Below are 24,550 nucleotides of genomic sequence, written 5' to 3'. Positions count from 1 at the left end.
TGCTGCGGCATTTATCGAAGCTGCGACCGATGCTGCGGCAGGAAATTTTACCGAAGCCGAGACGGAAACTTTGTAAAAGTTTTCCCCAAAGCTACGACAGAATATGCCCCGGAAACCCGGCAGAAAATCCCACACCCGCCCCGTAAATTCCAACCCGCCCCCCTTGCGCCCCGCCTGTGTTGCAGGCTAAACACCCGCAACGGATCGGTGGCCGAGTGGTCGAAGGCGCACGCCTGGAAAGTGTGTAGGCGGGGAACCGTCTCTAGGGTTCGAATCCCTATCGATCCGCCACTTGCCCTAGCGAAAGCGTTCTCCTGATCCGGCTGCCGCCGGATTTTTCCGTTGTTTTCGTGGCTTATGCGGGTAGTGCTGAGCACCGGCCCGGCCTCCAAGATGGCCAGAAGGCGTCTCTCACGGCCGATATTCTCCGAAGCTGATGACTGTGCGGTTTTGGTGAAGTTCTGTAACGTAATGAAAAATAATAAATTTCTGCGGCCAAGGCGTTAAGGTTTTGCATCTGTCGCGTTAGATCTTCTGCGACTGGGAGCGAACTTCTTTGCTGAATCGTGAAACTGGGGAGATGGCTTCCAGTATCTGCGCCTCTCAGACCGATGCCGTTGACTACCGGAAACACCAATGGATGTGTGCGTTCACGCAACGCAACGCAACTCAACACGACAAAGCGTCGTCAAATATTCCGGAACCCATGTCGTACTCCAAAGGACGTTTCACACTAGACGAAATTGAGTTCATTCAAGTCGCAACGGTTCGTGTCCTAGTTGCAGTAAGCAAAGGAGAATTGGACCTGAACAACTTGGCGCGTGATGAACTGGCAAGCCGCGGCTTGGACCAGAACGGAATCTGGGTTGGCTTTGAACGCGCGCGGCACCAGAGGCTTGAAGCGCGGGGCAGGCTAGATTCTGAGGATTCATGAGAATACGGTGCACGGCCAGCACGAAGTAGTTCATTTGCGCCCGGTGGACGATGCGCCTGCTTTCCTGAACCGCCCCGGGTTTACCGGAGGGCAAAGCGCGCGGAGAATTGCCCGTTATGGAACAGACATCAAAAAAGAAGACCTCGAAGCCGTATTCACCCGAGTTCCGCGAACGTGCGGTGCGGCTGGCGATGGAACACCGCGATGAGTATCAAAGCGAAGCCAACGACAGTGGACCGAGCCGAACTTCCACCCGCTCACTGCGATAATGCGCCGACCAAGGAGGCCGTCACTGGCCAAGACATTGCTACACATGCACTCCGCACGCTGCCAGACTCAATGGGGCGACCGCTAAGGTGCATCCGTAGTGTCGGTGATGTCGACAGTGCTAAGAAGGTGAGGACGCTGCCCTTGGCCGCCTCCTGCACGCTGGCACGAAAATGGGCCGCCTTGCTCCGTGTCACTGTTGGACATGGAGTTTGTTAAATACATGAGGCGACGTGCTCTTGCGAATACACGCATGTGGATGACCAAGCCCTGATGCCGCTGCTTAGTAGAAGGCTAAGGTTGCGCACGCATCGCCGCGTCCATCGTCCTCATGTGCTTTGTCGGTCCTGAATACATCAGACCGGTCGATGGCGATGTAGCGTTTTTCGATTCCCGATGCCCATACCACGGGTCCGTCTCTTCGGAAAAAGAGATTTCGAGGGTCGTTTTGTAAACTTCGCGTCTGGTTTCGCTCACTCGGATCAACAAAATAAGGGGTTTTCTACCGCTGAAACTTAACATTAGTCGTGAACTATGGACATCATATCTTGCATTTACGTCTCGAAATGCGACGTTTTTGAACGGTAATTTAACATCGGTGGACCAGAATGTAACATTTTGCTTTCCGACTGTTTTTGTCGGAAAGCGCTTTTGTCCACGTGATTGCGTCAGAAATACCAGAGCGCGGCCGCAGGCATCCAGCGATGTGAACGAACAACGTGTCGCAAGAATAGATCACATGTTAGCTAAAACTGTGCTATTAGTGCGCTTCAAGCTAACATACGAGCCAATGACTCGAAGGACGCCATGATTCCGAACTTTGATACAGCCACCGAAATCCGTGAAGCCATCCGTATCCGCGCGCGATCCCGCAGGAACGCGCTTGGGCTGACGCAAAATGTGTTAGCGGCTCGTTCCGGTGTTTCTCTGGGCACCTTGAAACGGTTCGAACATACCGGGGAGGTGTCGTTCACAACGTTGCTTGCACTTGCCGAAGCACTGGATGCGCTGGACGGGTTTCATAGTGTGTTCCCGATGATTGAGGCGCGCACGCTGGAAGATGTTGAGCGTCAGTCGCAACCACCAAAGCAGGTCCGGGCGCGAAGGAAGATCGCATGATCCGCAGACTGTCCGTCTCGCTTGATTTCGGCGGACCGGCTCTCTTGCCCGTTGGCCGAATGGGCTGGGACGCAGCTGCCCGTCAGGCCGCTGTTGAATGGGAAAGCACGTTCATCGTCCAGCCGCTGCCGGTCAGCCCGCTTCTGGTCAAGACCTACACAGGCCTGCTGCGACCGCGTGGACGCGCGTTTGGCGACCTGCCGAGTCTGTTCGGTGACAGTTTGCCTGACGGTTGGGGGCGGTTGCTGATCGACAGAGATCTCGCCGCGCGCGGGCGTTCGGCGGTGGACATCACGGATCTGGACCGGCTTGCGATGGTCGGCCGCGATGGCATGGGTGCGCTGACCTATCAACCCGAAGAGCAGTCCGAACCACACGACGAAATCAGCCTCGATTGGTTTGACCGGCTGGTGCCTGAGGTAGGCGGCGCTGCCACCGCAGATGACCTGGAACGGCTGCGCATGATGGCTGGCGGCTCGCAGGGTGCACGGCCTAAGTTCGTCGCACAAATCTCGAGCGATAATTCGCGTCTGCGAAGCCACCGGCTGGCGTGGGAGCCAGGTTGGAGGCACGTCTTGGTCAAGCGGCGTGCCCTCTCGGATGAGGTGGGCGCGGTCGAGGCTGAAGCCGCTTATGCCGCGATGGCCCGTGCCGCCGGGATCGACATGGCCCCCGTGGAAGTGTTGCGCGCAACATCCGGCGAGGCCTTCTTTGTCACGGATCGTTTTGACCGCAACGGTGCAGGTCGGCTGCACATGCAGACCGTCGCTGCGCTGCTGGACGTGGATTTCCGCACCGCCACACTCGACTATGCAGAACTGCTGAAGGTCGTGCGCTTGATGACCCGCGATCAGCGTGCTGTCGAGGAGATGTTCCGGCGCATGGTCTTCAACGTCCGCGGCCTGAACCGCGATGACCATTTGAAGAACCACGCCTTCCTGATGGAACGAAATGGTGCGTGGCACCTTGCACCAGCTTACGACCTCAGCTTCAGCCGCGGTCCAGGTGGCGAACATACGCTGCTGGTTGGTGGTGAGGGGCGCTGGCCAGGCCCGGCCCAGTTCGAAGCCGTGGCCGCGAAGGTAGGGATCAAGCCGAAGCGAGCGGTGGAGATAGTTGAGGAAGTAGATGCGGCGGTTTCGGGCTGGATGGGCTTCGCGAACAACTCAGACGTTCCTACAAAGCTGAGCGCCGACATCGGCAATCTCCATGGTTTCGCCAGAGGGTGGTGACAAAGAGCTGGTCCTCGAAGGGTGCACGAGGTTGTCGCGAAGGTGGGCGATTGTCTGCTTGCGAGGCTGAAGCCAGTTTTCACTTGGTGGCTGAACCCGGATGAAGCTCTAAGCGCCCAGCTTTTGATTTAACGCGATGAAATTCTGATCCAACATCTCGCCATCGAGTGGCAGCAGTTCAGGCGTGCTGAGTCCCATAAGGGCTTCATATTCCGATGTATTGCTGAACATCTCGGCGGATAGGCCGAAAACACCCTCGAGCGTCTTTAGCGTGTTGATCGCAACTGCAGCCTCGCCTTCAGCCATGGCAAGACCACGCAATGTGTTCTGGCGTCTCTTCTCGAGTAGATTTTGATATACGCCAATCGCCTCACGTGTCTTTTCCTGAATACTGAGATTATTCTTGAGCTGAGCACGCTGGGTCTGGGCCTTTGCCTCGCTGATGGAGGTGCGCGTGGCCGCCATCAGTTGCGTATTCTCGGCCTCTATTTCAGCCAACCGCGGAAGCCAGCGAGCCTCGTATTGCTCCAAATGGAGCTGATACATGCGCACCAGCATCAGTCGGGAGATCGCCGCGACACTATAATAGCGCTGCACGGTAGCGGCACTGCTTTGTTCATCCAGCCCGACACGCAGGTGCTGCTCCAAGGCAACTATAGTTTCGAAAACGATCTTTGATTGGACGATGGAGTAACCATTGACCTGATAAAGCAAAGCAGTCGCCTGCTCTTGCGGCAAGATGAAGCCAAATCTCTCGGCCATCACGTCCACAAACCCAGCGACAGCGTTAGCTCTGGCCGTTTTTGCCGTGTCGATCGTGGCCTGGGTGGTCGCCATCTCCTCCTTGATTGCGTTCTCACTCCCAGAGGCTGCGTCACGCATCATTGCACGATCAGCTATGGAGAGCTGGCCATTGCCTTTTGGGGCCAGTCGCAGATCGCTTTTAAGGCGCTCAAGCTGGTCTTCGCCGGTCGTGATCGCCAGATCGGCCTCGGCCAGTTCTGTTTGGGCCTTTGAATACTCGTTGCCGCTGAATGTATCGAGTAGCGCCTCTAACTCCGAATTCAGTTTAGCCTGATAGTCTGCTTTTCCGTTGGTCAGCAAACCTCCATCCGAATCCGCTTTTTCGAATTTGTCCAACAAGCCCCGAATGTCAGTGAGTGCGTCTTCAAGCTCTGCAAGGTTTTCAGGCACAAGCAGCATCGCGCGCTCTTCGGACTGCACCGCTGTTTGTGCCGATACAGGGGTGCATGATGCGAGAGAAGTGCAGAAAATGGTGAGAGCAGTGCACAACGATCCAAAACCTGTAAGCGCTTTCATCCTGAACTCCCGGTAGCTGCACATATTGTGATCAACGTATTCCTCCGTTCTCATTGCGACAAGCTAGAATGGCGGCGTCCGAGAAGAGGGAGGGCAAACAGGTTCCGCAACATCCTTCCATTCGTGACCCGCATCAATTTTCTAAGCGCGACCACGTTTATCGTGTCGGTCTAGGACAGGGAGTGGAAGGTTCAGGCGCCCCCGACCTGCGGACACCGGGTGCATCCCCAGCGTTTTCGTGTGGTTTTTCTAGGACTTCGCAGATCCCAACCTCTCAGCGCAACTCCCACCCGACCGCGCTGCTACGACTCGGTAAGTAAGTCATGTAACCAACAACATGAGCGAGAACATGACCAACCCCTACCAGAACACCGCTACCGCGAAGCTGATCGCTGATCGTGTCCGCGACCTGTCGCACCGCAAGACCCAGGCTGAAATCGCGTCAGAAGCGGGCTTTGCAAATGCGAACATGATGACCTTCCTGAAGAACGGTCGCAACAAAGTGCCGCTCGACCGCGTCCCGTCTCTGGCGAAGGCGCTGGAGGTCGACCCTGCTTACCTGATGCGCCTCGCCCTCGATCAGGCTGTGGGTGCGACGGCAGCTAAAGCGATCAACGAGATATTCGGCACGCCCGCAACCGAGAACGAGCGCGGTTGGCTGAACGAACTTCGCGATGCGTCGGACAACACCGATCCGCGTCTGACTGCGCGGTCACGCGCTGCACTGAGAGGAGTGTTCGGTAAATGAGCGATAGCGATAGCGTGTTCACCCTTCCGACGGCCCCGGCGGGACCATGGGACCAGCTGACCTCGAACGAGCAGGCTTGGGTCGAGTTTATCAGGGTCATCTCGTGCGGCAGCGACCCGAAGATCACCACGAGCCGCGTCAGGGCGTTGAGGGCGCTTCTCGACGCGGGATGAGGCGTCGGCGTGAAAAATGTCACCCGGTTCCCGATGTCAGGGAAGTCACCTCAAGGCGCTGAAGTTGCCGACCTTCCTCCGATAGCATCAGAAATTTGCCCGAAGGCATGAAGCACGTTGCCTGCTCGGTGGCAGGTCTCAACCGAGTGGTGCCGATAGGATCTTAAAGGGCAGGGCGAAAGCCTTGCTCATTTCTTCATCCCAGCGAACAGATTCCGACCACGCGCATAAAGGCTTAGGGTAACAACCCGAGTTTGCCCCATGCCTGCACCCGTCACTCTATCCGATCTGCAAAGACTACACGCTGCCCAAGCCAAGGTCGCGAAGCTGGTAGTTTCCGACCCCGCCTATGCGCCGATCTTTGTTCGCCTTGAACACGAAATTTCACTCGCGCAAGCAGAGGGTGACGTCATGGCCCGCGCCCGTGCCGTAGTCGCGCGTCAGAGCGCTATGGCTTGAATCGGCGAGTGTAGGTGCGCAAGATCAGCACCTTCCCCATAGCGTTCCCGCGTGAGCCGATGGCCCATAAGGTCGCGCCGGATGCGCTCATCTACGCCCGCTTTCAACATGCGATCTTCAAACGAATGCCGAAGCGAATAGAGGCTATGGGCGGGCGTCTCACGCAGGTTGTTCGCTGTCATGTAGTCGCTTATGGCCTTCGATAACCCTTCGCTTTCCCGGTAGTGCGGGAAGCCATCTGCGAAGCCACGCATGGCCTCTAGGCTGGCACCCACAAGCGGAATTTTCCGGCGCGCATGTTTGGTTTTCAGTTTTCGACCATCCGGTTCGATGCTGATGTGTGGAACGTTGGATGTAAGGTGGATCGTGCTTTTAGTGAGGGCGCGTATCTCGGAAGGCCGCGCGCCGGTGTTCACCATGATCAGCAAAATCGCGCGCGCTTCGGCGTCCAACCCATCCAATGCACCCGGCTTCAACAGTTCGTTCTTGATCCAATCCACCGAGAAGGGTGGGCGAGTGTTCTTTTCGCCTTCCTCTAAGCGCAGCCCGCCAAGGGGCAGCACCAGTTCAAGTCGCTTTTCCTCGTTCACCAGTTTCAGCACCTTGCCGAAGTGATCCATATTCTTGTTCACGGTGGACGGGTTCAGGTCTTCCGTTTCGATGCGTTCAAGCCACCAGTCGCGGAACGACCGAACGTCATCTCGGGTGATCTCATGTATCGCCTTATCGCCAACAACCGCGATGAAGTCGCGGATTGCCTGCTTGATCGGGCTTTTCCATTTCTTGACCTGCGCCTCTGACTTTCCCAGCGTCTTGGCCTTTGCCAGCGTCCAGAACAGCTCTAGTGCGCGGGAAACGGTGATCGCGGGTTCCGCCACTACACCCAAGATCGCAGCCGCTTCGGTCTTTACAGGTGCATCGCCCGAGGTCTGGACGGCTTCAATGCGCTGCAACAGTTCTTCCCGAGGCAGCTTCGCTACTCGGGAAGCGGGCAGGTATCGAAAGCCCCGCATGGCAGCGAGTTCCTTGGCAGCATCAAATCGAGTTTCGGCATCTTGGGAATCGCCCGCCAACCTAGCCTCCCACGCCTCAATCATCTGCGCCCAAGCTAAAGGTGCTTTGACCTTGGCTGCGGTTTCGCTGTCGGTGTGCAGGCTTATCCAAACGGTTTCGCGCGCCTCTACCGGCTGGTAGCGCCGGGGGACACGTTGAACGAGTTGGTATATCTTGCCGCGTTTCTTGATTGCCATGTGCAAGAAATGCATCGGAATCGCCGTGTAATCAAGGGAGGGTGCCTAGCAGATTGTGCAGCGAAATGTGCAGCACTTTTGGCCTCGGCGGCTGGCTGATCTACTCAAATCTGCCGTAAGTCATTGATTTTATTTGGTGGGCGATCTTGGAATCGAACCAAGCATGAGTCGCCTCGGCGGAGTTACAGTCCGCTGCCGCACCTTGCAGCATATCGCCCACTGCGGCGGTGATTACCGAAGCGCGTCGGGGGCGTCAAGGGCGGATCGGCGGCTTATCTTCGGATTTTTCAAAGCTTTCACCTTGCGCCCAATCCCGCCAGCCCGCATTGTCGCGCCCGCAGGATATGGGGCTGAAACGCGATGTCGGGTGACAAAAAACCGTCTTGGGTGGTGGATAAAGAGCGCAATCGCCGGGCCGAAGCGCGGGAGACCGTTTGGCTGTTCGGCCTGCATGCGGTGCGCGATGCGCTGATGAATCCCAAGCGTGAGAAAATCCGTCTGGTCGTCACCAAGAACGCGCTCGACAAGCTGGAAGAGGCGGTGGCGTTTTCCGGCATGGCACCTGAACTCTCGGACCCACGGCATTTTTCGGTGCCGATTGACGAAGGTTCGGTGCATCAGGGTGCGGCACTTGAGGTCAAGGCGCTGAACTGGGGCAAACTGGCCGATGTGGCGATTTCGGGGGCGGGTGAGCCGCTGATCGTGCTGCTTGACCGTGTCACCGATCCGCATAACGTCGGCGCGATTCTGCGTTCGGCCGAGGTGTTTGGTGCCCGTGCGGTTGTGGCCCCGCGCCACCATTCGGCGCCCGAAACCGGCGCGCTCGCGAAAACCGCCAGCGGCGCGCTCGAGCGTCAGCCCTACCTGAAAGTCACCAATCTAGCCGAGGCGATGGTCGAGTTGAAGGCGATGGGCTACACGCTGATCGGGCTGGATGGCGATGGCACGGTGCCCCTGTCCGAGGCGATGGCACAGGTGGGCAAGCGTCCGGTTGCCCTGGTGCTGGGCGCCGAAGGCCCCGGCCTGCGCGAAAAGACGCGCGAAACCTGCGACGTGATCGCGCGCATCCCGTTTGTCGGCGAATTTGGCAGCCTGAACGTCTCAAATGCTGCGGCTGTTGGCCTATATGCGGCGGCGACTCGCTAAACATCAGCTAAACTTTATCTAAAATTGTCATCCTCTCTGCTTAAATATCCTGGGGGTTTGGGGGCTAGCCCCCAATACCGCCCCCAAGCTTGCCGCAGCCGCATCATCACAAAATTGCGATCCCCTCTTAAATCCGCGCTTGTGGCATCCATATCATAGTCACGCGAGCCGGAACCCTCGCGGTGCCTGTTTACTGTCCCTCGTTCCACACCTTGACGTCCGGCGCAGGTTGATCCTGTGACCCGGACGTCTTTTTATCTGCCCATCAGATCGAGGCTTGCCATGCAGACCAATTCCGATGCCGAAATCCGCGCTGTTCTTGAACGTGCCCGCACGATTGCCGTGGTGGGCTGGTCGCCCAAGCCGGAACGCGCCAGCCATGGCGTCGCGGCTTATCTGGCGCAGCAGGGTTATCGGGTGATTCCGGTCAATCCGGGGCAGGCAGGGCAGGTGGCTTTGGGCGAGGTCGTGCGCGCCAGCCTGTCCGAAATCGAAGGCGGCGTTGATATGGTGGATATTTTCCGCCGCTCGGAAGAAGCAGGTGCGGTGGTGGATGAGGCGCTGGCGACATTTCCCGATCTGCAAGCGGTCTGGATGCAGCTTGGCGTCACCGATCCGGCTGCAGCCAAACGCGCGACAGACAGGGGCGTCACTGCGGTGATGAACCGGTGCCCAGCGATTGAAATCCCCCGGCTTGGCATCGTGCCGAAATCGCAAGGCAGATAGGGGCGGCGTCGCAGATACACCGCAGTTACGTCCCGGTATTCCGCTGATCTGTCAGGGTTTTATACGCGCATCCCGCGCCGCACAGCGTTTGCAGCGGCGATAGCCGCAGGCCTCGGCAGCGGCCACCGTCTCGAACATCCGCAGGTTTTTGCGCAGCGGCGGACGTGACGGGCAACCGAAATCGCAGCAGATGCCGGTGCTGGCCACGCCGTAGACGCCCGCGCGGGCGGTCTTTGTCAGCAAATCCTGCCAATCCTGATCTGTGGGCTGACCGCCGCCGCTTAAAGCCATTTCAACACCCTTCCATCCAGCGCCGCCAATCCCAAAGCGATCAGTCCAAAGCCTGCAAGCTGACGCGCGACAATCGGCTCGGCCAGAAACACCGCGCCCAGCAGGCAGGCCGAAACCGGCACCAGAAATGTCACCAGCAAAAGGTTGCTCGGCCCCGCCGATGCCAGCAGGCGGAAATAGATCAGATAGGCCAAAGCGGTGGAAAACGCCGCAATCGCCAGCACAGCACCGATCACATCCAGCGGCGGCATCGGCAGATGCCAAGGCTGATCCACCACCAGCCAGATCGGCAACAGCAGCGCCGCAGCCGACGCCACCTGCCCAAACGCGGTGGCCAGCGGCGGCACGCCGAGCGCGCGAAACCGCCGACCCCAAACCCCGGCAAGGCCATAGGAAAACGCAGCCCCCAGACAAGCAAGGCTGGCCCACAGATCGCCGACAGCAGCGCCGCCCATCATCACCACCACCCCGGCAAAGCCGCAGGCCAACCCCAAAGCCTTGGCCAGCGTGATCTTTTCGTCCGTCAACATATGCGCCAGCAGAACGCCCCACAGCGGCGTTGTGGCGTTCAGGATCGAGGCCATACCGCCCGAAATCCGCCCCTGCGCCAGCACGAACAACGTAAACGGCACCGCGTTGTTCAGAAGCCCCATCACCAGCAGCGCCCGCCACACTGGCGCACCACGCGGAAACGCCGTGCCACTCAGCCACAAGGCCAGCGCCAGAAATACCGCGCCCAAACCGACGCGGCCCCAGACCACACTCAGCGTCGGCAGGCCGCGCAACGCCACCGCCACAAAGAAAAACGAGCCACCCCACAACAGGGAGAGGCTCGCCAGACGTATCCAATCTTTACCCGACATCGGCGGCTCCTGCTTTGACCGCCAGATAAACCGGGCCGCCTGCGAAAGGCGACCCGGTTTATGCTATTTCACGCTGGCCTATTTCACCCGGGTCCAGGTGCCGCCATCGCGGCAAATCCCGATCACACAGCCACGCACCGACAGTTTGTTGCCCGACAGGGTCATGTCCGAATTGTAGGTCTTGTCGCGATCGGGCGACCAGATTTGCCCGTCGTCATAAAGCCCGTCCGGGTAAGCGACCATATCCCAGACAATCTTTTTGCCGATGTTCTCGCTGGCCTTTTCCTTGCCATCGGCGCCAAACGCCTTGATCAGCGTGCCGCAGAACATGGCGCCACAGGGCTTGATCTGCACATAGCCGAAATTGCCGTTGTCGTCAGGCTTGGTCTTCCACACGCCCTCCACAGGGTCGGCCAGTGCGGCCCCTGCGCCAAAGCTCAGCACGGCGGCGAGTAGCAGTTTCTTGATCATGGTCATCCTCCCTCAAGGTCTGCGCCAAGCTTGCGCGCAATTTGGCGCAAATCAACTCTGACGTAGGGTCGCGCGGGTCTTGGCAATCGCGGCCATGCGGCCTAAAGCCTGTCGCAACAGATGGAGACAGCGATGATCCTATATCCGGCGATTGACCTGAAAGACGGCCAATGTGTGCGGCTGCTGCGCGGCGAGATGACGGCGGCGACGGTGTTTGGCGATGATCCGGCGGCGCAGGCGCTGAAGTTTCAGCACGCAGGCTGCGCGTGGCTGCATCTGGTCGATCTGAACGGTGCTTTCGCAGGTGCCCCGGTGAATGCGGCGGCGGTTGAGGCGATCTTGGCAGCGGTCAAGGTGCCAGCACAACTCGGCGGCGGTATCCGCGATATGGCGACCATCGCGATGTGGCTGGAAAAGGGCCTGTCGCGGGTGATCCTCGGCACGGTGGCGGTGGAAAATCCAAGCCTGGTGCGCGAGGCGGCAAAGGCTTTCCCCGGCAAGGTCGCCGTGGGCATTGATGCGCGCAAGGGCATGGTGGCCACCAAGGGCTGGGCGGTTGAGACCACGGTGAAAGTCACCGATCTGGCCCGCAGCTTTGAAGATGCAGGCGTTGCCGCGATCATTTACACTGACATTGATCGCGACGGCGCGATGCAGGGCCCGAACCTTGAAGCGACCGAGGCTTTGGCGCGGGCGGTGTCGATCCCGGTGATCGCCAGCGGTGGGGTCAGCCGGATGGATGACCTGATCGCGCTGCGCGATACCGGCGTGATTGCCGGGGCAATTTCGGGCCGCGCGCTGTATGATGGTGCGATTGATCTGGCGGCGGCATTGAAAGCGTTGCAAGCCTAGTCCATCCTCCGCCTGCCGTGGCCCTTGGGGGTGAGGCGGCAGCCGAGGGGGAGGGATCCGCCCCCTGACCCCCACCGGCCCCAATTCCAAGGTTCGTCCATGCTGAAAACCCGCCTGATCCCCTGCCTTGATGTGGCCGATGGCCGTGTGGTCAAGGGCGTGAATTTTGTGTCCTTGCGCGACGCGGGCGACCCGGTAGAGGCCGCGCGCGCCTATGATGCCGCGGGCGCGGATGAGCTGTGTTTCCTCGACATCCACGCCACCCATGAAAATCGTGGCACCATGTTTGATCTGGTGACGCGCACGGCTGAGGCTTGTTTCATGCCGCTGACCGTGGGCGGCGGGGTGCGCACCCACGCCGATGTGCGCGCGTTGCTGCTCGCTGGGGCGGATAAGGTTTCGTTCAACTCGGCGGCTGTGGCGAACCCCGATGTGGTGGCCGAAGCGGCGGATCGGTTCGGCAGCCAGTGCATCGTGGTGGCAATTGATGCCAAGACCGTCTCACCGGGGAAGTGGGAGATTTTCACCCACGGCGGGCGCAAAGCCACCGGGATTGATGCGGTGGAATTTGCGCGAACGGTGGTCGCCAAGGGGGCGGGAGAGATCCTGCTGACCTCGATGGACCGCGATGGCACCAAGGCGGGTTTTAACCTTGGCCTGACGCGGGCGGTTTCGGATGCGGTGTCCGTGCCGGTGATCGCCTCCGGTGGCGTGGGCACGCTGGAGCATCTGGTGGAGGGTGTGACCAAGGGCGGCGCGTCGGCGGTGCTGGCGGCGTCGATCTTTCACTTTGGCGAATTTACCGTTGGTGAGGCCAAACAGTATATGGCGGCGGCGGGTATTCCGATGAGGTTGACATGAACGCGTTGCAACGGTTGAGCGAGACAATCCTTGCCCGAAAATCGGCCGACCCGGAGTCTTCCTGGACGGCGAAGCTGCTGGCCAAGGGGCCGGAGAAATGTGCCGAGAAATTTGGCGAGGAAGCCGTGGAGGCGATCATCGAGGCGGTGAAGGGCGACCGCGCCAAGCTGACCGCGGAGGCGGCGGATGTGGTCTATCATTTGCTGGTGATGCTGGCTTCAAGGGATCTGACGCTGGCGGATGTGGTGGCCGAATTGGAGCGGCGGGAAGGCGTTTCGGGGATCGCGGAAAAGGCGGCGCGGTAGAGGTCCCGAGTTGGGACCGCGCACAGGCTGTGCGATATCAGTGGGTTGCGCGCGTGACTTAAGGAAATGTTAACGATTGCGCGGGTTTTGGCCGGGGAAGCCTCCGGCGGGGATATTTGAGAACAGGTGAAATTGTAGCGGTGGTTTCGGGAGTTACCCGAACACCGACCAGCCCATACCGCGTGCCAGCTTCTCAACCGCCAGCGTGCCGAGTTGTGAGTTGCCGTTGGCGTTCAGGCCCGGCGACCAGACGGCGATGCTGGCTTTGCCGGGGGCCACGACGAGGATGCCGCCGCCGACGCCGGATTTTCCCGGCAGGCCAACCCGGTAGGCAAATTCGCCCGAAGCGTCGTAGTGGCCGCAGGTCATCATCAGCGCGTTGATGCGGCGGATGCGGGCGAGGGACACCAGACGCGGTGCGCCGGGCACGCCCAAGAGAAAACGGCCGGCGCGGGCGAGTTGGGTGGTGGTCATCTCGACCGCGCATTGATGCACATAGGTGCCGATGGTCAGCGCTGCCGGGTTGCGCAGGTTGCCCATCGCCGCCATGAATTCGGCCAAGGCGATGTTGCGATGCGCGGTGGCCTGTTCGGATTTTGCCACCGCCTGATTGATGGTGATGCTGTCATCTTCGGCTGCCGCCTGAATGAAGCGCAACAACTCGGCCAGAACCTCGCGCGGCTGGCGGTTTTGCAAGATGGCATCGGTGACGGCAATCGCGCCCGCATTGACGAACGGGTTGCGCGGGATGCCGTTTTCCTGCTCCAGTTGCAGGATCGAGTTGAAGGCAAGGCCAGAGGGTTCGCGCCCCACCCGCGCCCAGATCTGATCACCCAAGCGGCCCAAGGCGATGGCCAGCATGAACACCTTGGAAATCGACTGGATCGAGAATGGTGTGGCCGCATCGCCCGCGCTGTAGACCTCACCCGAGGGCAGGGCGACGGCGATGCCGAACTGCTGCGGGTCGATCTTGGCGAGTTCCGGGATGTAGCTGGCCACGCGGCCGCGATCGGGGGCGGTGGCCATCTCGGCGGCGATCTGATCCAGCAGCGCCTGCATTCAGGGCGTCCATCGCAGGAAGTTGCCGATCAGCCGCAGGCCGGTGGCTTGCGATTTCTCGGGGTGAAACTGCATCCCCAGCATATTGTCGCGTCCGATGATCGCGGTGATCTCGCCCGCGTAATCGGCATGGGCAAGGCGGTGGGCCGGGTTTTCGACGCGGAAATGGTAGGAATGCACGAAATAGGCATGATCGCCCGTGCGGATGCCTGCCAGAACCGGGTGCGGGTGATCAAGCACCAGATCATTCCAGCCCATATGCGGCACTTTCAACGCAGCATCGGCAGGGGTGATTTTGACCACTTCGCCAGCGATCCAGTCAAACCCCTTGGTGTCTTGATATTCGCGGCCCCAAGTTGCCATCATCTGCATCCCGACGCAGATGCCCAGAAACGGGCGGGCGCGGGTGGTGACGGCTTCCTCAATCGCTTCGAACAAGCCGCCATAGCTGCCAAGCGCGCGGCGGCAGGCCGGGAAAGCGCCATCGCCGGGCAGCACGATACGGTCGGCGCGGGCGACATCCTCGGGGCGCGAGGACACCAGCACTTCGCCAGCACCCGTCTCCAACGCCATGCGCTGAAAGGCTTTTTCTGCCGAGTGCAGGTTGCCGGAATCGTAGTCGACGAGGACGGTGAGCATAGGGGGCCCTTCGGTTGCTGGCGGCGTCGGAGCCTCCGGCGGGGATATTTAAACAGAGAGGATGACCTAGAGCGCGCCTTTGGTGGAAGGCAGAACGCCTGCCATGCGGGGATCAGGCTCCACCGCTTCGCGCAGGGCGCGGGCGACGGATTTGAAGGCGGCCTCGGCGATGTGGTGGCTGTTCAGCCCATGGATAAGGTCAACATGCAAGGTGATGCCGCCGTGCGTGGCCAGCGCCTGGAAGAATTCGCGCACGAGTTCGGTGTCAAAGCTGCCGATCTTGGCGGCGGTGAACGGCACTTGCCAGACCAGATAGGGGCGGGCGGAAAGGTCGAGTGCACAGGCCACTTGCGTGTCATCCATCGCAAGGCGGAAATGGCCATAGCGGCGGATGCCCTTCTTGTCGCCCAAGGCGCGGGTCAGCGCCTGGCCGAGTGCGATGCCGACATCCTCGACGGTGTGGTGATCGTCGATATGCAGATCACCCTGCGCCTGAACGCTGAGGTCGATCAGCGAGTGGCGGGCGAGTTGATCGAGCATATGGTCGAAAAAGCCAACCCCGGTCTTGATCTCGCTGCGCCCGGTGCCGTCGAGGTTGATGGCAACGGCGATCTTGGTCTCGTTGGTGTTGCGGGTGATCTCGGCGCTGCGCATCGCGGGCTCCTTGCTGGGGTTGCGGCCTTATAGGGCGGGGGGGCGGAGTTGAAAAGCGCCGCTGCACGCAAATCGGGTGGACGTTGCGCGGATGATGCCTATGGTGGCGCGCAACTTTGGCGTCACACTGGTGGAACATGACGAACTATACCTGCTTCAAGGCCTATGACATTCGCGGCAAGTTGGGCGACGAGTTGAACCCAGAGATTGCGCGCCGGATCGGTCGGGCCTTTGCGGAAGGTTTGGGCGCTAGTCGCGTGGTGTTGGGGCAGGATTGCCGGGCATCCTCGGCAGAGCTTGCGCGGGCGGTGGCCGAAGGGCTGGTGGCGGCGGGGGTCGAGGTGCTGGACCTTGGCCTATGCGGCACCGAGGAGATGTATTTTGCCACCACGGCGCTGGATGCCGATGGCGGGATCGAGGTGACGGCCTCGCATAATCCGATGGATTACAATGGCATGAAGATGGTCCGCCGCGGGTCGGCTCCGCTGGATGCGGCCACGGGGTTGGCGCGGATCAAGGCGCTGGCGGAAAGTGGCGCCTTTGCACCGGATCAGCCCGGTGGCCGCGTCGTTGATGCCGCGGCGGTGCGGGCGGGCTTTGTCGACCGGGTGCTGTCGTTTGTCGATATCAGCGCGCTGCGGCCGTTGAAGATCGTGGTGAACGCGGGCAATGGTGCTGCGGGGCCGACCTTTGATGCGATTGCGGCAGGCTTGGCGGCGGCGGGGGCTCCGCTGGAATTCGTACGGATGCATCATCAGCCGGATGGCAGTTTCCCGAATGGCATCCCCAACCCGCTGCTGCCGGAAAACCAGCCGGTGACGGCAGAGGCGGTGGTGGCCGCAGGGGCCGACATGGGGGTGGCCTGGGACGGTGATTTCGACCGCTGCTTCCTGTTTGATGCCAGCGGTGGCTTTGTCGCCGGGGAATATCTGGTCGGGCTTCTGGCCGAGGTGTTTCTGGCGAAAGAGCCGGGGGCTGTGATCATCCATGATCCGCGCGTGGTCTGGAACACGCAGGATGTGGTGACGCGCGCGGGCGGGCGGACGGTGGCGGCCAAGACCGGCCATGCGTTTCTGAAGCAAGCCCTGCGCGACACCGGGGCGGTTTACGGCGGCGAGATGTCGGCGCATCACTATTTCCGCGATTTCATGGCCTGCGATTCCGGCATGATCCCGTGGCTGCTGGTGGCCGAGTTGATGGGGCGGACGGGGCTGTCGCTGGCCGATCTGTTGGCGGCACGGCGGGCGGCGTTTCCGTCGTCGGGTGAGATCAACTTCCGGGTCAAGGACGCCCGCGCCGTGGTGGCGAAGATCGAGGCGGCCTATGCGCCACGGGCGCAGGCGCGGGATGATCTGGACGGGCTGAGCCTTGAGTTTGGCGATTGGCGCTTCAACCTGCGCTCGTCGAATACCGAGCCACTGTTGCGCTTGAACGTGGAATCGCGCGGGCGGGTGGATCTGGTGGAGCAGGCTGTGGCCGAGATTTCGGCCTTGATCCGCAGCGAGGGCTGAGGCGGCAGAAGCCTCCGGCGGGGATATTTAGGCAGAGAGGATGACCAAAGCGGCACGCTTCAACTTCATCTTGGCCTAAATACTCCCGCCGGAGGCTTCAACAGGCGTGCAGGGCGCTGAGGTGGCTACATCACGGCACCAATCTGCCATGGCACGAACTCGGCGCTACCAAAGCCCAACTCTTCCGAGAAGGTGCGCTGGCCGGAGGCCACGGCGATGACTTTCTCAAGGATTTCAGCACCTTTCGCGGCGATGCTCACACCGTTTGTGAGGATGTCGCCGCAGTTGATGTCCATATCCTCGGCCAGGCGATTATACATTTCGGTGTTGGTCGCCAGCTTGATGCAGGGGCTGGGTTTATAGCCCGAGACCGAGCCTCGGCCCGTGGTAAAGATGATCATCGTGGCGCCAGAGGCGATCTGGCCGGTGACGGAACAGGGGTCATAGCCGGGGCTGTCCATATAGGTGAAGCCGGGGGTGGTGATGGGCTCTGCGAATTTATAGACGCCAACCAAGGGGGCGGTGCCGCCCTTGGCAACCGCGCCCAGCGACTTTTCCAAGATCGTTGTCAGGCCACCTTTCTTGTTGCCAGGGGAAGGGTTGTTGTCCATCTCACCACCGTTGCGGGCGGTGTAATCTTCCCACCACTTGATGCGCTCCAGCAGTTTCTCACCAACCTCGGTCGAGACTGCGCGGCGCGTCAGCAGGTGTTCCGCCCCGTAAATCTCGGGCGTTTCCGACAGGATGGTGGTGCCACCCATCTGCACCAGCATGTCGGACATATGTCCAAGTGCCGGATTGGCGGTGATGCCGGAATAGCCATCCGAGCCACCGCATTGCAGGCCGATCATCAGCTTGGAGACGGGCGCAGGCGCGCGGGCGGTTTGGGCAGCGACCTCGGCCATTTCGCGCAAAACCTTCAGCCCCGCCGCGATGGTGGCGCGGGTGCCGCCGGTTTGCTGGATCGTCATGTAGCGAAAATTGCCATCCGGGCGCAGTCGGCCTTGGCCGACCAGATCGGGCACCTGCATCACCTCGCAGCCCAGACCCACCAGCAGGATACCGCCAAAATTGGCGTTGCGGGCATAGCCTTTCAGCGTGCGCATCAGGGTGTCGTAACCCTCATTCACCCCCGACATGCCGCAGCCGGTATTGTGCACAATCGGCACAAAGCCGTCGATATTCGGCATCGACGACAGCACCGGGTCTTTCTCGGCAGCTTCGGCGATAAAGCGCGCGACGGAACCCGAGCAGTTCACCGAAGTCAGAATCCCGATGTAATTGCGGGTGCCGACTTGGCCGTCGGCGCGGTGATACCCCATGAATTCGCGCGGCGGCAAAGCGGGCAGGGCGTGGCTTTCGCGGCCTATGGCGTAATCGTCGGTATGCGGCCCCATGCCAAGATTATGGCTGTGAATATGCGCCCCGGCCGCAATATCGCAGGTGGCTTCGCCGATGATCTGGCCGTAACGGATCACCTGTTCGCCCGCAGCAATCGGGCGGGTGGCGATTTTGTGGCCACGGGGAATCGCTTGGGTGGTGGCGATATCCAGCCCGCCGGGCTGTGTGCCGCTGGGCAGATCGACGAGGGCGATCACCAGATTATCGGCTGGATTCAAGCGTATCACACTTTGATTGCTTTGTAACATTTTGCTGTCGCCTTTGCTTGATCCCGAGGCTTGGCTCGGCTAACATGTTAGCATGTTACAGTCCGAAGATGCCTTCTCACAAGACCCGATCGCGGCAAACCACCGCTTGCAACCGCTTGAGATGTTCGTGGGTTCGCTGGGGTCGAAGGTCTATCAGACCCTGCGGCAAGCGATCTTGTCGCTGAGCTATCGCCCCGGTGAAATCCTGCGCAAGCCCGAGATTTGCGCCGAACTGGGCGTGTCGCGCAGCCCGGTGTCGGATGCGGTGGCGCGGCTGGCCACCGAGGGGTTGGTGGATGTGATCCCACAAGCGGGCACCTATGTGGCGCGCTTCTCGATGGATGAAATCCGCGAAGGTGCCTTCGTGCGCGAGGCCATCGAGTTGCAGGCGATCGAGCGCGTGGCCGAAACCATCAGTGATGAGCAGTTGGTGGCGCTGCGCCGCAATATCACCGTGCAGGCGGCTTTGCTGGCGGATGGCGATTTCCCCGGTTTCTACCAGTTGGACGGCGAGATGCACGATCTGATCCGCAGCTTTACCGGCTATCGCAAGCTGTCGGTGGTGGCGGAGACCGCTTGGGTGCATGTCGAACGCGCGCGCCGGTTGGTGCTGCCCGTCGATGGCCGGGTGGCGGCAACCTTGGAGGAGCATCGCGGGATTCTGGCGGCACTCGAGGCCCGTGATCCGCAGGCGGCGCGGGCGGCGATGCGCGGGCATCTGCGCAAACTGCTGACCTATCTCGAGCCGCTAGAGCGCAGCCACCCAGATCTGTTCAACCCCTGATGTGCCGAATTATACCACATCTTGTGGAAAATGCGGAAAATACAAGGCAAAACCACAAGTCATTCCCAGATGGGAAGATACGGCGCCTTGATCACCCTGCCTTGATTGCCCGATCCGGGCTGTCAGATCGGGGCCTCTGGATGCAGCAGGCCCTGCGCCTTCAGATCAGCCCAAAGGCTTGCGGGAACCTGCGCAGTTGCGGCGGCGGCGTTGCTGTCCATCTCGGCCACGCCTTGCCCGCCGGGGATCACCGAGACCACCGCCGGATGGCGCAGCGGAAACTGGAACGCAGCATCGACAAGCCGCACGCCATGGGCCGCACAGACGGCTTGCAGGGCGGCGGCGCGGGTCAGGATGTGGTCAGGGGCGGGGTCGTAGTTATAGAAAGCGCCGGGTTTCGGGCCTGAGGCAAGGATACCGGAATTGTAGGGCCCGCCAATCACAATGCCCACACCGCGCCGTTGCGCCAGCGGCAGGAAGCTGTCCAGCGCGGCTTGCTCCAGCAGGGTGTAGCGGCCCGCCAGCAGGAACAGATCGAAATCACCACGCTCCAGCAGCCATTGGCAAGGCTCCCACGCGTTCACGCCCGCGCCGAAGGCCTTGATCACGCCTTGCTCGCGCAACTCCAACAAGGCGCGGTAGCCGCCAGACATGAACTCGTTCAGCCGCGCATCAAGGGCAGATGGGCTGTGGTGGTTCGCCAGATCGAGATCATGGGCATAAAGGATGTCGACGCGGTCCAGCCCGGTGCGCTGCAGGCTGGCATCAAGGCTGCGCAGCACGCCGTCATAGCTGTAGTCGTATTCTTCACGCCGGGCGGGCACGTCGAACCATTTGCCGATGCCGTCGCGCTGATCGGGCGGGCAGGGGCGCAGGTGGCGGCCGATTTTGGTCGAGATCACATAGGAATCGCGCAGTTTGTCACGCAGGAAATGGTTCAGCCGGGTTTCCGACAGACCAAGCCCATAAAGCGGTGCGGTGTCGAAATAGCGCACGCCAGCCTCCCATGCGCGGGCCAAGACGGCTTGCGCATCTGCCTCCGATATAGCGCGGTAAAGGTTGGCGATGGGGGCGGCACCAAAGCCGAGTTCGGTGAAATCAAGGCCGCCGTTGCCCAAACGATCCCAATGTCTGATGCGCATCTTTGCCCCCTGATTTTCACTGACATGCTAGTGTGTTCCACCTTTCCAGCCAATCGCTTTCGCCTTAGCCTGCCGCAAAACAGGAGGAATTCATGACACGGTTTGCGCAGGTTTTCGGGGCGAAAAAGCCGGTGATTGCGATGGTGCATCTGGGGGCGCTGCCGGGCACGCCGCTGCACGATCCCGAGGCCGGGGTAGAGGGCATCATTGCAGGCGCGGCTGCTGATCTTGCGGCATTGCAGGCGGCGGGTTTTGATGCGGTGATGTTCGGCAATGAAAACGACCGCCCCTATGAGCTGAAGGTCGATGCCGCCAGCACCGTGACGATGGGCTATGTGATTGGCCGTCTGCGCGCGCAGATTTCCGTGCCGTTCGGGGTGAATGTGCTGTGGGACCCGATGGCGACGATGGCCTTGGCCACGGCCACAGGCGCGCAGTTCGTGCGTGAGATTTTCACCGGCACCTACGCCAGCGATATGGGCGTCTGGGCCCCTGACGCCGGGGCGGCCCTGCGCTATGGCCAGCGGATTGGCGCGGGCGGGGTGGCGAAACTCTACAACGTCTCGGCCGAGTTTGCAGGCTCGCTCGATCCGCGCAGCTTGCCCGACCGGGCGCGCTCGGCGGTGTTTTCCTCGATCCCCGATGCGGTGCTGGTGTCGGGCGCGATCACCGGCGAGGCTGCGAAGATGGTCGATCTGGAATCGGTCAAACGTGTGCTGCCGAATACCCCCGTGCTGGCGAATACCGGGGTGAAGCATGACACGGTGGCCGAGGTGCTGCGGGTCGCCGATGGCTGCATTGTTGGCTCGGCCTTGAAGCATGGTGGCGACACGTGGTCGGCGGTTGACCCGTCCCGCGCCCGCGACTTCATGGACCGCGTCCGCGCAGTCAGGGGGGCGTGATGCGGGATTTGCTGAAGGAACTGATGCTGATCCCCGGCCTTGCGGGCTACGAAGACCGTGTCGCCGCCTGCATCGCCGGGCATCTCGACGCCTTGGGCCTAGCCCATCGCTGTGATCGTTTGGGCAACCTGATTGCGACCATTCCCGGTGATCCAGATGCGCCTTCAGTGATGATGTTCACCCATATGGACCAGTTGGGCTTTATCATCCGCAAGGTTGAAGACTCTGGCCTGATCCGGCTGGAACGCCTGGGTGGCGTGCCAGAACGCGCCTTGGCGGCGCAGGCGGTGCTGATCTGCACCGATCACGGCGATGTGCCGGGGCTGATCGCCAACAAAAGCCACCACGCCACCACCCCGGATGAGAAATACCGCGTGGTGCCCTATGCCGAGCTTTACGTCGATGCGGGCTTTGCCAGCCGCGCCGAGGCCGAGGCGGCGGGCGTGCGCATCGGCTGCCCGGTGATTTATCTGCCGCGCGTGCTCGACTTGGCTGGTGATCGGCTTGCTGGCACCTCGGTGGATGATCGCGCGGGTTGTGCAGCGCTGATTGATCTGGCGCGGCGACTGGTGGGGCGCGCGTCTGGCCCGACCGTGCATCTGGTCTGGTCGGTGCAAGAGGAATACAACCTGCGCGGCGTCCTGCCTGCGGCGACGGCCTGCGCCCCCGATATCGCCTTGCAGATTGATCTGCTTCTCGCCTGCGACACGCCGGACATGACCCAGCGCGGCGAGGTGACTTTGGGCGGCGGGCCGGGGATATCGCTCTATTCCTTCCACGGGCGTGGCACGCTGAACGGCGTGATCCCTCACCCCGCCTTGGTGCGGCTGTTCGAGGTGGCAGCCGCAGCGCGCGGCCTGCCATTGCAACGCTCCGCCCATACCGGGGCGCTGACCGATCTGTCCTATATACAGTTCATGGGAACGGAAGGCGTGGCCTGCCTCGATGTCGGTTTCCCAATGCGCTACAGCCATTCCGCGCTCGAGGTGCTGGATATGCGCGATCTGTCGGGCATGGTCGATCTGCTGGAACAGGCGCTGTCGCAGATCGGTCCGGGGTTTGATCTGTCGCGGGGCCTGCGATGAGTTACACCCTTGGTGTCGATATCGGCACGTTTGAGACCAAGGGCGTGCTGGTTGATGGCGCAGGCGTGATTGTCGCGCAGGCGACGCGCGCCCACAAGATGCTGGTGCCGCAACCGGGTTGGGCCGAGCATCGCGCCGAGGAAGATTGGTGGGGGGATTTTGTCCATGTCACCAAGGCGTTGCTGCATCTGTCTCAGGTAAAGCCCGAAGATATCATCGCGGTGGCGTGTTCGGCGATTGGCCCCTGTATGCTGCCAGTGGATGCGGCAGGCAAGCCGCTGATGAACGGTGTGCTTTACGGGGTGGACACGCGGGCTGCGGCGCAGATTACCGAACTGACAGAGAATATCGGTGCCGAACTGATCATGGCCCGCTGCGGCAATGCGCTGACCTCGCAATCGGTGGGGCCAAAGATTTTGTGGCTGAAACAGCAGCGGCCCGAGATTTATGCGCAGACCGCGATGGTGCTGTCGGCGACGCCTTACCTTACATGGAAGCTGACCGGGGACTATGTGATCGACCATTATACGGCGGCGAATTTCTCGCCGTTGTATGATGTGAACCGGCTGGCTTGGACGCAGGAACTGGCGGCAGATCTCATCCCGTTGGACCGCCTGCCACGGCTGGCGTGGTCTACCGAGATTGCGGGCCATGTGACGGCAGCGGCTGCGGCGGAAACCGGGCTAGCGGTTGGAACGCCGGTGACGATAGGCACGATTGACGCGGCGGCCGAGGCGGTCTCGGTCGGGGTGAAAGACGCGGGCGAGATGATGATGATGTATGGCTCGACCATCTTCATCATCCAGTTGACGGCGCTGCCGGTGCGCGACGCGCGGATGTGGTATGCGCCCTGGCTTTATCCGGGGCAACATGCCTCGATGGCGGGTTTGGCGACCTCTGGCACGCTGACGCATTGGTTCCGCGACCAGTTTGCGCGCGAGTTGAGCGAGGGTGCGTTTGGCATTCTGACCGCCGAGGCGGCGGCCAGCCCGAAAGGGGCGAAGGGGCTGCTGTGCCTGCCGTATTTCTCGGGTGAGCGCACGCCCATCCATGATCCGGGCGCGGTGGGGACGTTCTTTGGCCTGAACCTCACTCACAGCCGGGGCGATCTGTTCCGCGCGGTGCTGGAGGGGATCGCATCCGGCACCGCGCATGTGATGGAGGTGTGCCGCGAGTTGGGGGCCGAGCCGCTGCGCGTGCTGGCGGTGGGCGGTGGCACGAAGAACGCGGTGTGGATGCAGGCGACCTCGGACTTTGGCGGCGTGCCGCAGATCGTGGCCGAGAAAACCATTGGCGCCAGCTATGGCGATGCGTTTCTGGCGGCTGTGGCGGTGAGGGCGGTGCTGCCCGAGGAGATCAGCGAATGGAACCCGGTGGCGCGGGTGGTGCAGCCTGTGGCCGAGCCGATCTATGCGCGGCAATATCCGCTGTGGAAGCGGCTTTACCAGCAAAGCCGCGATATTGCGCATGAATTGGGGGGTGGGCAGTGAAAGATCTGATGCAGGGCGCGCTGGCAGAACTCGCGGCGGTGGCGGACCGGATGGATGCGGCGGCGGTCGAGGCCGCTTGCGCGCGGATCTTGGGCGCGCGCCGGGTTATGCTTTACGGCTGCGGGCGCGAGGGACTGATGATGCGGGCGCTTGCGATGCGGCTCTATCATCTGGGGATCGCGGTTTCGATGCAGGGCGATCTGACCGCGCCGCCGCTGGGGCCGAATGATCTGTTCTTCGCCGCCTGCGGGCCGGGCGATCTGGCGACGGTCACGGCTTTGGCTGGCGTGGCGCGGGCGGCGGGGGCTGGGGTGCTGATGGTGACGGCAGAGGGTGCCGGGCCTTCGTTGGCGCTGGCGGATCAGGTCTTGCTGATCCCGGCGCAGACGATGGCGCGCGATGTGGGGGGAGCCTCGGTGCTGCCGATGGGGTCGCTGTTTGAGGGCGCGATGTTTCTGGTGTTTGAAATCATGGTGCTGCGCCTGCGCGATCTGAAGGGCGAGGCGGCAGAGGATATGCGGGCGCGGCATACCAATATGGAATAACCAGCCAAAGCTGGCTTGGCTTGCGCGGACAGGGCCTGACGCCCCCTCGCATTGGGCCAGCGTCGAAGCCTCC

Annotated in this window: 24 protein-coding genes and 2 tRNA genes; 15 read left to right on the top strand and 11 right to left on the bottom strand. The window is 61.4% G+C overall.

The features are described from left to right. Positions 1–201: 201 nt before the first annotated feature. From ACFOGH_RS06615 to ACFOGH_RS06605, 3 genes are all read left to right on the top strand, one after another. A tRNA-Ser gene (locus ACFOGH_RS06615) sits at positions 202–291 on the top strand. A gap of 1,717 nt (positions 292–2,008) precedes the next feature. Then, positions 2,009–2,320 carry a helix-turn-helix domain-containing protein gene (locus ACFOGH_RS06610; RefSeq protein ID WP_380072278.1) on the top strand — a complete coding sequence of 104 codons (312 nt, stop codon included), beginning with the start codon at positions 2,009–2,011 and terminating at the stop codon, positions 2,318–2,320. Then, a complete protein-coding gene (locus ACFOGH_RS06605) occupies positions 2,317–3,552 on the top strand; it encodes a type II toxin-antitoxin system HipA family toxin (RefSeq protein ID WP_380072277.1) in 1,236 nt (411 codons plus the stop codon). Before ACFOGH_RS06610 ends, ACFOGH_RS06605 begins: the two co-directional genes overlap by 4 nt. Positions 3,553–3,660: 108 nt before the next feature. Here ACFOGH_RS06605 and ACFOGH_RS06600 read toward each other — a convergent pair whose 3' ends face one another. Further along, the gene (locus ACFOGH_RS06600; RefSeq protein WP_380072276.1) at positions 3,661–4,872 is read right to left on the bottom strand and encodes a hypothetical protein; all 1,212 of its coding nucleotides are present in this window, start codon (positions 4,870–4,872) and stop codon (positions 3,661–3,663) included. A 337-nt stretch (positions 4,873–5,209) separates the two neighbouring features. Here ACFOGH_RS06600 and ACFOGH_RS06595 point away from each other — a divergent pair, with 337 nt between their 5' ends. After that, a complete protein-coding gene (locus tag ACFOGH_RS06595; protein WP_380072275.1) occupies positions 5,210–5,620 on the top strand; it encodes an XRE family transcriptional regulator in 411 nt (136 codons plus the stop codon). A gap of 613 nt (positions 5,621–6,233) precedes the next feature. Here the strand turns inward: ACFOGH_RS06595 and ACFOGH_RS06590 are convergent. Next, positions 6,234–7,502, bottom strand: a complete 1,269-nt coding sequence (locus ACFOGH_RS06590; protein ID WP_380072274.1) for a tyrosine-type recombinase/integrase — start codon at positions 7,500–7,502, stop codon at positions 6,234–6,236. A gap of 134 nt (positions 7,503–7,636) precedes the next feature. Continuing rightward, positions 7,637–7,720, bottom strand: a tRNA-Tyr gene (locus ACFOGH_RS06585). A gap of 142 nt (positions 7,721–7,862) precedes the next feature. On the opposite strand from ACFOGH_RS06585, the gene rlmB reads away from it, so the two are divergent. Both rlmB and ACFOGH_RS06575 read left to right on the top strand, forming a co-directional pair. Continuing rightward, positions 7,863–8,648 (top strand): 23S rRNA (guanosine(2251)-2'-O)-methyltransferase RlmB, encoded by a 786-nt coding sequence (rlmB, locus tag ACFOGH_RS06580; RefSeq protein ID WP_380072273.1) that lies wholly within the window; start codon positions 7,863–7,865, stop codon positions 8,646–8,648. A 282-nt stretch (positions 8,649–8,930) separates the two neighbouring features. Then, a complete protein-coding gene (locus ACFOGH_RS06575) occupies positions 8,931–9,374 on the top strand; it encodes a CoA-binding protein (RefSeq protein ID WP_380072272.1) in 444 nt (147 codons plus the stop codon). 51 nt (positions 9,375–9,425) lie between these two features. On the opposite strand, the gene ACFOGH_RS06570 is transcribed toward ACFOGH_RS06575, so the two are convergent. From ACFOGH_RS06570 to ACFOGH_RS06560, 3 genes are all read right to left on the bottom strand, one after another. After that, the gene (locus ACFOGH_RS06570; protein ID WP_380072271.1) at positions 9,426–9,665 is read right to left on the bottom strand and encodes an Ada metal-binding domain-containing protein; all 240 of its coding nucleotides are present in this window, start codon (positions 9,663–9,665) and stop codon (positions 9,426–9,428) included. Further along, complete coding sequence (locus ACFOGH_RS06565) at positions 9,656–10,528, bottom strand: DMT family transporter (RefSeq protein WP_380072270.1); 873 nt, start codon at positions 10,526–10,528, stop codon at positions 9,656–9,658. Before ACFOGH_RS06565 ends, ACFOGH_RS06570 begins: the two co-directional genes overlap by 10 nt. Positions 10,529–10,606: 78 nt before the next feature. Further along, positions 10,607–10,999 carry a DUF2147 domain-containing protein gene (locus tag ACFOGH_RS06560; RefSeq protein ID WP_380072269.1) on the bottom strand — a complete coding sequence of 131 codons (393 nt, stop codon included), beginning with the start codon at positions 10,997–10,999 and terminating at the stop codon, positions 10,607–10,609. 132 nt (positions 11,000–11,131) lie between these two features. Here ACFOGH_RS06560 and hisA point away from each other — a divergent pair, with 132 nt between their 5' ends. From hisA to ACFOGH_RS06545, 3 genes are all read left to right on the top strand, one after another. Beyond that, complete coding sequence (gene hisA, locus ACFOGH_RS06555; protein ID WP_380072268.1) at positions 11,132–11,851, top strand: 1-(5-phosphoribosyl)-5-[(5-phosphoribosylamino)methylideneamino]imidazole-4-carboxamide isomerase; 720 nt, start codon at positions 11,132–11,134, stop codon at positions 11,849–11,851. A gap of 99 nt (positions 11,852–11,950) precedes the next feature. Further along, on the top strand, positions 11,951–12,712 hold the full coding sequence (gene hisF, locus ACFOGH_RS06550) for an imidazole glycerol phosphate synthase subunit HisF (protein WP_380072267.1): 762 nt from the start codon (positions 11,951–11,953) through the stop codon (positions 12,710–12,712). Continuing rightward, positions 12,709–13,017 carry a phosphoribosyl-ATP diphosphatase gene (locus ACFOGH_RS06545; protein ID WP_380072266.1) on the top strand — a complete coding sequence of 103 codons (309 nt, stop codon included), beginning with the start codon at positions 12,709–12,711 and terminating at the stop codon, positions 13,015–13,017. The genes hisF and ACFOGH_RS06545 overlap by 4 nt, the downstream gene beginning before the upstream one ends. Positions 13,018–13,170: 153 nt before the next feature. On the opposite strand, the gene ACFOGH_RS06540 is transcribed toward ACFOGH_RS06545, so the two are convergent. The 3 genes from ACFOGH_RS06540 to hisB form a co-directional block, all read right to left on the bottom strand. Next, entirely contained in the window at positions 13,171–14,076 is a 906-nt protein-coding gene (locus ACFOGH_RS06540) for a glutaminase (protein ID WP_380072265.1), read from the bottom strand. Beyond that, a complete protein-coding gene (gene hisH, locus ACFOGH_RS06535) occupies positions 14,077–14,715 on the bottom strand; it encodes an imidazole glycerol phosphate synthase subunit HisH (RefSeq protein WP_380072264.1) in 639 nt (212 codons plus the stop codon). A 66-nt stretch (positions 14,716–14,781) separates the two neighbouring features. Beyond that, on the bottom strand, positions 14,782–15,369 hold the full coding sequence (hisB, locus tag ACFOGH_RS06530) for an imidazoleglycerol-phosphate dehydratase HisB (RefSeq protein WP_380072263.1): 588 nt from the start codon (positions 15,367–15,369) through the stop codon (positions 14,782–14,784). Between the two features lie 137 nt (positions 15,370–15,506). Between hisB and ACFOGH_RS06525 the strand changes: the two genes are divergently transcribed. Further along, a complete protein-coding gene (locus tag ACFOGH_RS06525) occupies positions 15,507–16,880 on the top strand; it encodes a phosphomannomutase (protein ID WP_380072262.1) in 1,374 nt (457 codons plus the stop codon). A 125-nt stretch (positions 16,881–17,005) separates the two neighbouring features. On the opposite strand, the gene ACFOGH_RS06520 is transcribed toward ACFOGH_RS06525, so the two are convergent. Next, positions 17,006–18,529 carry a UxaA family hydrolase gene (locus tag ACFOGH_RS06520; RefSeq protein WP_380072261.1) on the bottom strand — a complete coding sequence of 508 codons (1,524 nt, stop codon included), beginning with the start codon at positions 18,527–18,529 and terminating at the stop codon, positions 17,006–17,008. Positions 18,530–18,581: 52 nt separating this feature from the next. On the opposite strand from ACFOGH_RS06520, the gene ACFOGH_RS06515 reads away from it, so the two are divergent. Beyond that, on the top strand, positions 18,582–19,313 hold the full coding sequence (locus ACFOGH_RS06515; RefSeq protein ID WP_380072260.1) for a GntR family transcriptional regulator: 732 nt from the start codon (positions 18,582–18,584) through the stop codon (positions 19,311–19,313). 122 nt (positions 19,314–19,435) lie between these two features. Here the strand turns inward: ACFOGH_RS06515 and ACFOGH_RS06510 are convergent, their stop codons facing one another. Beyond that, complete coding sequence (locus ACFOGH_RS06510; protein WP_380072259.1) at positions 19,436–20,455, bottom strand: aldo/keto reductase; 1,020 nt, start codon at positions 20,453–20,455, stop codon at positions 19,436–19,438. Between the two features lie 92 nt (positions 20,456–20,547). On the opposite strand from ACFOGH_RS06510, the gene ACFOGH_RS06505 reads away from it, so the two are divergent. Genes ACFOGH_RS06505 through ACFOGH_RS06490 form a run of 4 tightly spaced genes read left to right on the top strand, consistent with a single transcriptional unit; the run spans position 20,548 to position 24,477 of the window. Beyond that, complete coding sequence (locus ACFOGH_RS06505; RefSeq protein ID WP_380072258.1) at positions 20,548–21,357, top strand: BtpA/SgcQ family protein; 810 nt, start codon at positions 20,548–20,550, stop codon at positions 21,355–21,357. Further along, entirely contained in the window at positions 21,357–22,442 is a 1,086-nt protein-coding gene (locus tag ACFOGH_RS06500; protein ID WP_380072257.1) for a M42 family metallopeptidase, read from the top strand. The genes ACFOGH_RS06505 and ACFOGH_RS06500 overlap by 1 nt, the downstream gene beginning before the upstream one ends. Continuing rightward, positions 22,439–23,932, top strand: coding sequence for an FGGY-family carbohydrate kinase (locus ACFOGH_RS06495; RefSeq protein ID WP_380072256.1), 1,494 nt, complete (start codon positions 22,439–22,441; stop codon positions 23,930–23,932). The genes ACFOGH_RS06500 and ACFOGH_RS06495 overlap by 4 nt, the downstream gene beginning before the upstream one ends. Continuing rightward, a complete protein-coding gene (locus ACFOGH_RS06490) occupies positions 23,929–24,477 on the top strand; it encodes a 6-phospho-3-hexuloisomerase (RefSeq protein ID WP_380072255.1) in 549 nt (182 codons plus the stop codon). The genes ACFOGH_RS06495 and ACFOGH_RS06490 overlap by 4 nt, the downstream gene beginning before the upstream one ends. The last annotated feature ends 73 nt before the right edge of the window (positions 24,478–24,550 follow it).

This window comes from Cypionkella sinensis (assembly GCF_042646385.1).
Classification (GTDB): domain Bacteria; phylum Pseudomonadota; class Alphaproteobacteria; order Rhodobacterales; family Rhodobacteraceae; genus Cypionkella; species Cypionkella sinensis.
This window is presented reverse-complemented; position numbering and strand designations above follow the sequence as displayed.

What these genes read in the sequence shown, in the direction of transcription:
- ACFOGH_RS06610 (WP_380072278.1), top strand. Translation starts at nt 2,009, where the DNA reads ATGATTCCGAACTTTGATACAGCCACCGAAATCCGTGAAGCCATCCGT.
- ACFOGH_RS06605 (WP_380072277.1), top strand. Translation starts at nt 2,317, where the DNA reads ATGATCCGCAGACTGTCCGTCTCGCTTGATTTCGGCGGACCGGCTCTC.
- ACFOGH_RS06600 (WP_380072276.1), bottom strand. Translation starts at nt 4,872, where the DNA reads ATGAAAGCGCTTACAGGTTTTGGATCGTTGTGCACTGCTCTCACCATT.
- ACFOGH_RS06595 (WP_380072275.1), top strand. Translation starts at nt 5,210, where the DNA reads ATGAGCGAGAACATGACCAACCCCTACCAGAACACCGCTACCGCGAAG.
- ACFOGH_RS06590 (WP_380072274.1), bottom strand. Translation starts at nt 7,502, where the DNA reads ATGGCAATCAAGAAACGCGGCAAGATATACCAACTCGTTCAACGTGTC.
- rlmB (WP_380072273.1), top strand. Translation starts at nt 7,863, where the DNA reads ATGTCGGGTGACAAAAAACCGTCTTGGGTGGTGGATAAAGAGCGCAAT.
- ACFOGH_RS06575 (WP_380072272.1), top strand. Translation starts at nt 8,931, where the DNA reads ATGCAGACCAATTCCGATGCCGAAATCCGCGCTGTTCTTGAACGTGCC.
- ACFOGH_RS06570 (WP_380072271.1), bottom strand. Translation starts at nt 9,665, where the DNA reads ATGGCTTTAAGCGGCGGCGGTCAGCCCACAGATCAGGATTGGCAGGAT.
- ACFOGH_RS06565 (WP_380072270.1), bottom strand. Translation starts at nt 10,528, where the DNA reads ATGTCGGGTAAAGATTGGATACGTCTGGCGAGCCTCTCCCTGTTGTGG.
- ACFOGH_RS06560 (WP_380072269.1), bottom strand. Translation starts at nt 10,999, where the DNA reads ATGATCAAGAAACTGCTACTCGCCGCCGTGCTGAGCTTTGGCGCAGGG.
- hisA (WP_380072268.1), top strand. Translation starts at nt 11,132, where the DNA reads ATGATCCTATATCCGGCGATTGACCTGAAAGACGGCCAATGTGTGCGG.
- hisF (WP_380072267.1), top strand. Translation starts at nt 11,951, where the DNA reads ATGCTGAAAACCCGCCTGATCCCCTGCCTTGATGTGGCCGATGGCCGT.
- ACFOGH_RS06545 (WP_380072266.1), top strand. Translation starts at nt 12,709, where the DNA reads ATGAACGCGTTGCAACGGTTGAGCGAGACAATCCTTGCCCGAAAATCG.
- ACFOGH_RS06540 (WP_380072265.1), bottom strand. Translation starts at nt 14,076, where the DNA reads ATGCAGGCGCTGCTGGATCAGATCGCCGCCGAGATGGCCACCGCCCCC.
- hisH (WP_380072264.1), bottom strand. Translation starts at nt 14,715, where the DNA reads ATGCTCACCGTCCTCGTCGACTACGATTCCGGCAACCTGCACTCGGCA.
- hisB (WP_380072263.1), bottom strand. Translation starts at nt 15,369, where the DNA reads ATGCGCAGCGCCGAGATCACCCGCAACACCAACGAGACCAAGATCGCC.
- ACFOGH_RS06525 (WP_380072262.1), top strand. Translation starts at nt 15,507, where the DNA reads ATGACGAACTATACCTGCTTCAAGGCCTATGACATTCGCGGCAAGTTG.
- ACFOGH_RS06520 (WP_380072261.1), bottom strand. Translation starts at nt 18,529, where the DNA reads ATGTTACAAAGCAATCAAAGTGTGATACGCTTGAATCCAGCCGATAAT.
- ACFOGH_RS06515 (WP_380072260.1), top strand. Translation starts at nt 18,582, where the DNA reads ATGTTACAGTCCGAAGATGCCTTCTCACAAGACCCGATCGCGGCAAAC.
- ACFOGH_RS06510 (WP_380072259.1), bottom strand. Translation starts at nt 20,455, where the DNA reads ATGCGCATCAGACATTGGGATCGTTTGGGCAACGGCGGCCTTGATTTC.
- ACFOGH_RS06505 (WP_380072258.1), top strand. Translation starts at nt 20,548, where the DNA reads ATGACACGGTTTGCGCAGGTTTTCGGGGCGAAAAAGCCGGTGATTGCG.
- ACFOGH_RS06500 (WP_380072257.1), top strand. Translation starts at nt 21,357, where the DNA reads ATGCGGGATTTGCTGAAGGAACTGATGCTGATCCCCGGCCTTGCGGGC.
- ACFOGH_RS06495 (WP_380072256.1), top strand. Translation starts at nt 22,439, where the DNA reads ATGAGTTACACCCTTGGTGTCGATATCGGCACGTTTGAGACCAAGGGC.